Origin of the sequence: Phenylobacterium sp. (assembly GCF_037189685.1) — a bacterium.
Lineage (GTDB): Bacteria > Pseudomonadota > Alphaproteobacteria > Caulobacterales > Caulobacteraceae > Phenylobacterium.
On record NZ_JBBCIT010000052.1, the window covers coordinates 20,446 to 29,408 of the forward strand.

Consider the following 8,963-nt stretch of genomic DNA (forward strand, 5'->3'; position numbering starts at 1 on the left):
CGCAGGGAAGTCCTGCGCGTGGCTGTGGCCTGCGGTGTCCGCGGCGCCTATGAGATGCTCAAGCCTTCATGACCTGTTCAGCGTGACGGGGCGAGGCTGACCAAGTCAACCCCTGCTGCGGTGCGTCGCGTTGACTTGGCGGGGGGCAGTCCTTAAGTCACCCACGCCCCAAAAGAGCGCCTTCCGATCGGTGGGCAAAGGGCCCGTCGCCGCCTTACGGACACTTCCCTTGAGCATTTTCCAACGGTTCTTCGGCACCTCCAACGACCGCAAGGTCAAATCGCTCCACGCGCGTGTCGCCAGGATCGCGGGCCTGGAGCCGCAGATCCAGGCGCTGTCCGACGAAGCTTTGCGCGGCAAGACCGTCGAGTTCCGGGAACGTCTCGCCAAGGGTGAGACCCTCGACCAACTCATGGACGAGGCCTTCGCCGTGGTCCGCGAGGCGTCCCGCCGGGTCCTGGGCCAGCGCCACTACGACGTCCAGCTCGTGGGCGGCATGATCCTGCACAAGGGCGGCATCGCCGAGATGCGCACCGGCGAGGGCAAGACGCTCGTGGCCACGTCGCCCGTCTACCTGAACGCGCTCGCGGGCAAGGGCGTCCATGTCATCACCGTCAACGACTATCTGGCCCAGCGCGACTCCGAGTGGATGGGGCAGGTCTACCGCTTCCTCGGCCTCACCGTGGGCGTGATCGTCCACGGCCTTTCCCAGGGCCAGCGCCAGGCCGCCTACGCCGCCGACATCACCTACGGCACCAACAACGAATTCGGCTTCGACTATCTCCGGGACAATCTCGTCTACGAGAAGGCCGACATGGTCCAGCGGGGCCACAATTTCGCGATCGTCGACGATGTGGACTCGATCCTGATCGACGAGGCGCGCACACCCCTCATCATCTCGGGTCCCACCGACGACAAGTCGGACTTCTACCGGACCGTCGACGCCATCGTGAAGGAACTGGTCAAGGACCCGTCCACCTACGAGCACGACGAGAAGCAGCGCCAGGTCATGCTGACCGAGGAGGGCTCCGAGAAGGTCGAGGAGATGATGGCCGCCGCCGGCCACCTCGCCGAGGATTCCGCCGGTCTCTACGACGCGGCCAACATCTCGGTCGTCCACCACGTGAACCAGGCGCTGCGCGCCAACGTGATGTACGTCCGCGACAAGGACTACATCGTCCGCGCGGGCGAGGTGATCCTGATCGACGAGTTCACGGGCCGCATGATGCACGGCCGCCGGCTTTCGGAAGGGCTGCACCAGGCCATCGAGGCCAAGGAAGACGCCGTCATCCAGCCCGAGAACCAGACCCTGGCCTCGGTGACGATCCAGAACTACTTCCGCCTCTATTCCAAGCTGTCCGGCATGACCGGCACGGCCTCGACCGAGGCCCAGGAGTTCATGGACATCTATAAGATGGACGTGGCGGAAATCCCCACCAACCGGCCCATCCAGCGGATCGACAACGACGACGAGGTCTACCGGACCAACCGCGAGAAGAACCAGGCGATCGTGAAGCAGGTCGAGGCCTGCTATCTCCGAGGCCAGCCGATCCTGGTGGGCACCGTCACGATCGAGAAGTCCGAGCAGCTCTCCGAGCTGCTGAAGGCCCATACCTTCGAGAAGGACGGCAAGACCATCCGGGGCATCCCGCACAGCGTGCTGAACGCCCGCTTCCACGAGCAGGAGGCCGGGATCGTGGCGGACGCAGGCATCCCTGGCGCGGTCACGATCGCCACCAACATGGCCGGCCGCGGCACCGACATCCAGCTCGGGGGCAACATCGACATGCGCCTCGCCAAATGGCGCGAGGAGCAGATCGACGCGGGCGTCGAGCCGACGCCTGAACAGGCCCTGTCCCAGAAGGCGAAGATCGAGGCCGACATCGCCGACCTGAAGAAGCAGGCCCTGGACGCCGGCGGCCTGTTCGTGCTCGGCACCGAGCGGCACGAGAGCCGGCGGATCGACAACCAGCTCCGCGGCCGCACGGGCCGCCAGGGCGACCCGGGCCAGTCCAAGTTCTTCCTCTCGTGCGAGGACGACCTGTTGCGGATTTTCGCCGGCGAACGGCTGGACGCGATCATGCGGACGTTCGGCGTGCAGGAAGGCGAGGCCATCACCCACAAGTGGCTGAACAGCGCCATCGCCACGGCCCAGAAGCGTGTCGAGCAGCGCAACTACGAGGTTCGCAAGAACCTGCTCAAGTACGACGACGTCATCAACGACCAGCGCAAGGCCGTCTTCGAGCAGCGCCAGGAGTTCATGGACGCCCAGGACCTCTCCGAGATCATCGGCGAGTTCCGCACCGACACCATCGCCGACCTCGTGAACCGGCATCTGCCGCCCAAGGCCTATGCCGAGCAATGGGACGTCGAGGGGCTGAAGGCCCAGGTCCAGCACTATCTCGGTCTCGACCTGCCGATCGCCGAATGGGCCGCCGAGGAGGGGATCGCCAACGAGGAGATCGAAGAGCGCATCACCCAGGCGTCCGACGCCCGCGTCGCCGAGCGCGAGGCGCTGCTCAGCTCCGACCGTATGCGCATGGTGGAGAAGAGCTTCCTGCTGCAGACCATCGACCTGCAATGGCGCGAACACCTCATGCACATCGACCACCTGCGGACGGTGATCGGCCTTCGGGGGTACGGCCAGAGAGATCCGCTGAACGAGTTCAAGACCGAGGCCTTCTCGCTGTTCGAGAAGCTCCTTGTCGACCTGCGTCAGACGACGACCCGCTGGCTGATGAACGTCGAGATCGCGTTCGAGGAGCCGGCCCAGCCGCCGCCCCAGCCCACGTTCGAGGTCCACCTGGACCCCTTCACCGGCGAGAACGAAGTCGACGGGAGCGTTCCCGACGGCGTGGCCGCCGCACAGCGCCAGGCGCTGCCGGTCTCGGCCCTGCCGGATGGCTGGGAGGACACCGGCCGCAACCAGCCCTGTCCCTGCGGTTCGGGCAAGAAGTTCAAGCACTGCCACGGCGCGCTGGTCTGAAAGCGTCGTGACGCGGGGCGGTCGAGGCGCGCGCGGACCTCTCGACCCGTCGCGCCGCGTCGGCAGCCTGGCTGCGAACCCCGGACGAGGCGGAAGGACGCGGAAAGCCTCCGCGAGCGGCGCCGCCTTCAGGGGGCGTGTTTTCCGGGGTTCAGAATGACCACGCTTTCGGCGCGCTGAGGCCTCACCCCCGTCGGTCCTCCAGCACGAAGCCGGCGCCGCGGTCGGCGATCATGATGGTGGGGGTGTTGGTGTTGCCCGAGGTGATGGTGGGCATCACCGAGGCGTCGATGACGCGAAGGCCCTGAAGCCCCATCACCCGCAGGCGCGCGTCCACGACCGCCAGGGGATCGGATTCCAGCCCCATCTTCGCCGTGCCCACGGGGTGGAAGATCGTGGTTCCGATCTCGCCCGCCGCCCTCGCCAGGGACGCGTCGTCGTCGCCCACGGCCGGTCCGGGCAGGTGCTCCCGTGGCGAGAACGGGGTCATCGCCGGCTGGGCCATCAGCCGGCGGGTCACCCGGATGGCGTCCGCCGCCACCCGCCGGTCCTCGTCGGTGGCGAGGTAGTTCGGTGCGATCCGGGGCGCATCTGCCGGGTCGCCGGAGCGCAGCCGGATCGTCCCGCGTGAGGTCGGCCGCAGATTGCACGCCGCCACCGTCACCGCCGGGAAGCGGTGCAGGGGTTCGCCGAAACGATCCAGCGACAGCGGCTGGACGTGGAACTGGATGTTGGGCCGCTCATGCTCGGGCGACGAGACGGTGAAGATGCCGAGCTGTGACGGAGCCATCGTCAGCGGCCCCGTGCGGAACAGGGCGTACTCCGCGCCCATCAGCCCGCGCGTGATCAGGTTGTGGTAGCGCTCGTTCAGCGTCGGTACGCCGCTCACCCTGTAGATGGCCCGCTGCTGGAGGTGATCCTGCAGATTGCCCCCGACGCCGGGACGGTCGAGCACGACCGGAACGCCGGCTTCCGCCAGCCAGCCGCCCGGCCCCACGCCCGAGAGCTGGAGGATCTGGGTCGAGCCGACGGAGCCGGCCGACAGGATCACCTCGCCCCGCGCCTGGGCCGTGGCTGGCCCGTCCGGCCCTCGCCAGGCGACGCCCGCCGCGCGTCGCCCATCGAACAGGACGCGCTCCACCTGGACGCCCGTGACGAGGCGCAGGTTCGGCCGCTTCAGCGCCGGCGCCAGGAATCCCTTCGCCGCCGACCAGCGCAGGCCACGCCGCTGGTTCACATGGAAGAGGCCGACGCCCGTATTGTCGCCCGTGTTGAAGTCCGGCGTGGACGGCACGCCCATCTCGTTGGCCGCGCGTGCAATGGCGTCCAGCACCGCCCAGCGCACGCGGGGCGGCTCCACCCGCCATTCGCCGCCGACGGCATGATGCTCGCTCTCTCCCAGGAAATGGTCGTCGAGGCGCCGGAACGCCGGCCGCACGTCGTCCCAGCCCCAGCCGGATAGCCCCAACTGCCGCCAGTGGTCGTAGTCGGCCGCCTGGCCGCGCATGGAGATCATGGCGTTGATGGCCGAGGAGCCGCCCACCACCTTGCCGCGCGGATACTTCAGGGTGCGCCCGTTCAGCCCGGGCTCGGGCTCGGTCTCGAACAGCCAGTCCGAACGCGGATCGCCGATGGCGAACAGATAGCCGACGGGGATATGGAACCAGATCCAGTCGTCCCGCCCGCCCGCTTCCAGGAGCAGCACCCGATTGCGCGGATCGGCCGAAAGGCGGTTGGCGACGACGCATCCGGCCGACCCCGCGCCCACCACGATATAATCGTACTCGCCGTCGAGGAGATCCGCCTGCGCCATGGGCCGTTCATGCGCGAAACGGCCCGCCGTCGCCAGCCTTGTCCCGCCCGTCCCGTCTTGCGGAGTTCAGCCGGCCGCGCGCAGGCGCGGGGCCACGCGGGCGGCGATCACCCGGCCCAGGCGGCGCACGCCTTCGTCGATCACTTCCGGGGATGGCAGCGAGAAGCTGAGACGCAGCGAGGCCGCGCGCGGGGCCGTGGCGAAGAACGGCGCGCCGGGCACGAAGGCGACCCGTTCCTCGGCCAGGGCGGCCTCCAGCAGCACCGCCCCGTCGAGACCGTCGGGAAGCTCGACCCAGGTGAACATGCCGCCCTGGGGCGAGGTCCACGTCACACCCATCGGCATGTGCCGCGACAGCGCCTGCTGCATCGCTTCGGAGCGTGCGGCGTAGGCGGCCCGCAGGCGCTGGAGATGAGCCTCGTAGTCGCCCTCCAGCAGGCGGGCCGTCACGATCTGGTTGATGGTCGAGGCGTGCAGGTCGCTGCCCTGCTTCAGGAGGACCAGCCGTTCGATCACCGCCCGCGGCGCGCACACCCAACCCAGGCGCAGGCCGGGTGAAAGGGTCTTGGAGAACGTGCCGCAGTAGAGCGTGCGCCCCGCCTCCACCGAGCCGCTGCGCGCGGCGTCCAGCGCCAGGATCGACGGAGCCTGGTCATCCCCGAACCTCAGGTCGCGATAGGCTGCATCCTCGACGATCGCCAGGCCGCGGTCCTGGGCCAGGTCCAGCAGCCGCTCGCGCCCGGCGCGGCTCAGGCTCCGGCCGGTCGGGTTGGCGAAGTCGGGGACCACATAGGCCAGCCGCGCGCCCGGCGGCGGGTCGCCGCCGGGGTCGGCGTAGGCGGGCTCGCAGGCATTGAAGGCCCCCAGGGCGCCCATGTAGGTCGGCCGCTCGACCAGGACCGTGTCGCCGGGGTTCAGGAACAGCCGGCCGATCAGGTCCAGGGCCTGCTGGGATCCGGTGGTGATGAGGATGTTGTCCGCGCCGCATGGCGCGCCGGACGCGGCCATCCGCGCCGCGATCCATTCGCGCAGCTCGGGCAGGCCCTCGGTCACCGAGTACTGCAACGCCCGCCCGCCCGTCTCGGCCGCCGCCTCGGCGAACAGCGCGCTCATCCGTTCGGCCGGGAAGAGTTCGGGGTCGGGAATGCCGCCGGCGAAGGAAATGACGTCGGGCTGGTCGAGGAGCTTGAGCAACTCGCGGATCTCGGAGGCGCGCACCCGCGTCATGCGTTGGCTGAAGCGGTCGTTCCAGGTGTTCATCGAAAGTCTCCATCGGCGGATTGCGGATGGAGAGGTCGCCCGGCCGATCCATCCGCGTGTTGCGGGGATCGTCGGGCGGTGGCGGCGGATCAGCCGCGCATGGCCTCGCTGACCCCCGTATGGGGGGCGGCTACCTGCGAAGACTGCGGGGGCCGGCGGCTCATGATGGGGACACTTTAGCAGGGCGGCCGCGGCCTGTCAGGCGCCGCTTCGGCGAGACTGGCCTCGTGCCCGTGGCTGGCGGCCCCTACGACGGCGCGCGGTCGGCCCGCAGCAGCGCCAGGGCCTCGGCCTGCTGGCGGATGATGTCGAGCAGCTCCTGCTCGCGCAGGGCGTCCACCTTGTCGTGGAGATGCATGATCTCCAGTTCCGCCCGCAGGTTGACCAGATAGTCGTGCTCGGCGGCCTTGCGGTCGCGCTGGGCGGCGCGGTTCTGGCTCATCATGATGATCGGCGCCTGTATCGCGGCCAGCATCGAAAGCATCAGGTTGAGGAAGATGTAAGGGTAAGGATCGAAGGCCGATCCCTTTGCCAGAACCACGCTGTTCACGCCGGTCCAGCCTAACAGGAACAGGAAGAACACGCCGATGAACGGCCATGAGCCGCCGATGCGCGCGACGGCATCGGCCAGCCGATCCCAGAAACTGTCCTGACGAGTGGCAAGCTCACCCGCGTCCTGACTGATCGGGCGCCTTGCCTCGATCTGGTCGACGACGTGTTGTTGCCGTTTCGATGGGGCATCGCCCAGCAGCGATCTTGCAAGGTCGAGAGTAACGCGGCTGAGCTGATTCATGCTTTCAATCTCCCGACTATCGGTGATGTGGGTATCAGGCTGGGCCGAGGATTTCCCATGCCTCCCGCGCAGTGGCAATTTCACGCCCCATCGCGCGCGCGACGCGGGCAAAGCGTTCCACCATCCGCGCGTTGGTCACCATTGCATAATTCCAGCCGCTTGCTCCCCCGGCCGAGAGGTTCCGCTTTGGGTTTGGGCAAGTGTCGCGCGTCGTGAGGACGGGTTCAACAAAAAGGGCGGGCCGCGTCACGCAACCCGCCCTTGGTATAGACTTGCAGGATCAGCGATCAGCGTTGCCGCTGGCCTTCCGGTGCCACGCTGATGCGCACCGTTTCTCCCGAATTGCCGGGGAAGCCAGTGAACATCGCTTCCACCAGATTGGGCACGAGATATTGCAGCTTGTTGGAGCGCGACACCGCTTCGGCCTGCCCTTCGAACAGACGCACACCGTCCACGCGGCGATCGATCTTCAGATCCACGCCGCTAGTGTAGACGGTATAGGATTCGATGTCGTTTCCGCCCATCCAGGGATCATACCAGCCATAGGACCACAGGCCCCGGCGATACGGGCCCCAGTAATTGTAAGGGCCATAACCGTACCACGGGCTGAAATGGGAACCGTGCGCGAACCCGGTCGACCGCAAACGTTCACGCCCGTTGTCCACGCCATAATCGAAGCGGACCAACAGCTGCGCCTGCTCCGGGCTTGAGGCCGGAGTATAGCCGTGAGCGGCGAGTTGCTGCTCTACCAGCAGCGCATACTGGCGAAACTCGATCCCACCCGACAGGTTGGGATCGTCCGCGACGACCGCGAACGTCTGCCCGGCGGGAGGCGGCAATTGCGACTGGAAGCGCGAAACATCGGCGCGAAACGGCGAAGCACACGCGGCAAGGCCAAACAGCAGCAGCACGACCGCAGCCATCCTTGCCTGCATCATGCGGCCTTTGTGGGGACTTATCATGTCATTTTCTCCACGAAATCAACAAGGCAACACGCTCCCGCCCGGCGTGGCCCTCGTACACCTACATGGTGTAGACAAACCGTGCTGAATAGGGGTTGAATTGCCTTTTGCACGCAGATGGCCCGGAATGGGGCGAAATCGGGCCGTTCCGGCTTCAAAAATCGTAAATGACGGTGAAGCGCGTGCGGGTATCGGTTTTTACCGCACCCGGTGGCGGATCGGTGTTGAGCTCCGCCGTATAGGACAAGCGCGCGGCAAGGCGGCTGTTGATCTTGGCTTCAAGCCCGGTCGCCGATTTCAATGTGCTGTTGGCGGATTCGAGATAGGCGCTGGCGTCCTGCGTCAGTTTCATGCCCTCACTGAGCTGCCAATCGAAATCCAGCGCGGCGAGCGCGGCCATGCTGTCATCGCTGCCCGTATCGGTGAACACCGTATGGCGCCATGCAGGGCCGCCCTTGATGGCCAGATTCAGCCGCCTTCGGTCAATAAGATTGTACCCCATGCCGCCTGACACAGAGACGCGGCTGGTGAAGCCCTGAAAGCGATCCCGTTCATATTGAGAGAGGCCATAAGTGAAGAGCCGGTCTGAAACCGCGTAGTTTGGCTCGTAAGAGAACAGCAGTTGCTCCTTCGAGGTTCGGCCCGAAGTGCGCTGATAGCCGATGGCGGCCAGCAGCTTGTGCGTCCAGTCGATTCCTTCGCGTTTCACGGACAGGCGAGCGGTAACGCCGGTTTCGCTGACATTGCCGGTGGAGCGCGTCGCGCCCAGTTCGCCCCGGCCGCTCCAGTTCTCAAGCAGACCGGCCTCGCGCAGCTCGCGCTCCTTGCGGGCGGCGGACTGGGCCGCGACGCGTCTGCGCTCGGCGTGGAAGCCGCCGGTCATGGCGTCGATCTCGTTAGCCGCGGCGGGAATGGTCTTGCGGGCGAATTCGGCCACCGTATCGACCTTGCGCGGATCGCCGCTCGCAATCGCGGCCTCGATCATCAGGCGGACCGGTTCCGGCAAATCGTCAGCGCGATCGGCGGAGCCATCGCCCTGATCATACCTGCGATCGTCGGCATAGTCCGGGGCATGGAGCGCAACGGCGGCCGATGCCGATGGTATTGCCGCCAGCAACAGCCCTGCAAGCGAAACGATTCCCGCACGGC

At 67.1% G+C, this 8,963-nt stretch carries 6 protein-coding genes; 1 reads left to right on the forward strand and 5 read right to left on the reverse strand.

Translation table 11 applies throughout. The annotated features are described in order from the left end of the window. The first annotated feature begins 229 nt into the window (after positions 1 to 229). Positions 230 to 2,986: a preprotein translocase subunit SecA gene (gene secA / locus WG212_RS22275; RefSeq protein WP_337189306.1), complete on the forward strand. Its 2,757-nt coding sequence runs from the start codon at positions 230 to 232 to the stop codon at positions 2,984 to 2,986. A gap of 184 nt (positions 2,987 to 3,170) precedes the next feature. On the opposite strand, the gene WG212_RS22280 is transcribed toward secA, so the two are convergent. The 5 genes from WG212_RS22280 to WG212_RS22300 all read right to left on the reverse strand — a co-directional run. Beyond that, the gene (locus WG212_RS22280; protein WP_337189307.1) at positions 3,171 to 4,799 is read right to left on the reverse strand and encodes a GMC family oxidoreductase N-terminal domain-containing protein; all 1,629 of its coding nucleotides are present in this window, start codon (positions 4,797 to 4,799) and stop codon (positions 3,171 to 3,173) included. A 66-nt stretch (positions 4,800 to 4,865) separates the two neighbouring features. Continuing rightward, entirely contained in the window at positions 4,866 to 6,059 is a 1,194-nt protein-coding gene (locus WG212_RS22285) for a PLP-dependent aminotransferase family protein (RefSeq protein WP_337189308.1), read from the reverse strand. A 247-nt stretch (positions 6,060 to 6,306) separates the two neighbouring features. Further along, positions 6,307 to 6,852 carry a DUF1003 domain-containing protein gene (locus WG212_RS22290; protein ID WP_337189309.1) on the reverse strand — a complete coding sequence of 182 codons (546 nt, stop codon included), beginning with the start codon at positions 6,850 to 6,852 and terminating at the stop codon, positions 6,307 to 6,309. A 287-nt stretch (positions 6,853 to 7,139) separates the two neighbouring features. Further along, positions 7,140 to 7,775, reverse strand: coding sequence for a DUF4136 domain-containing protein (locus WG212_RS22295; RefSeq protein ID WP_337189310.1), 636 nt, complete (start codon positions 7,773 to 7,775; stop codon positions 7,140 to 7,142). Positions 7,776 to 7,968: 193 nt separating this feature from the next. After that, on the reverse strand, positions 7,969 to 8,963 hold a 995-nt coding region (locus WG212_RS22300), incomplete at its 5' end, for a DUF481 domain-containing protein (RefSeq protein WP_337189311.1).

Coding starts and splice junctions, on each gene's coding strand:
- WG212_RS22280 (WP_337189307.1), bottom strand. CDS start 4,799: ATGGCGCAGGCGGATCTCCTCGACGGCGAGTACGATTATATCGTGGTG.
- WG212_RS22285 (WP_337189308.1), bottom strand. CDS start 6,059: ATGAACACCTGGAACGACCGCTTCAGCCAACGCATGACGCGGGTGCGC.
- WG212_RS22290 (WP_337189309.1), bottom strand. CDS start 6,852: ATGAATCAGCTCAGCCGCGTTACTCTCGACCTTGCAAGATCGCTGCTG.
- WG212_RS22295 (WP_337189310.1), bottom strand. CDS start 7,775: ATGGCTGCGGTCGTGCTGCTGCTGTTTGGCCTTGCCGCGTGTGCTTCG.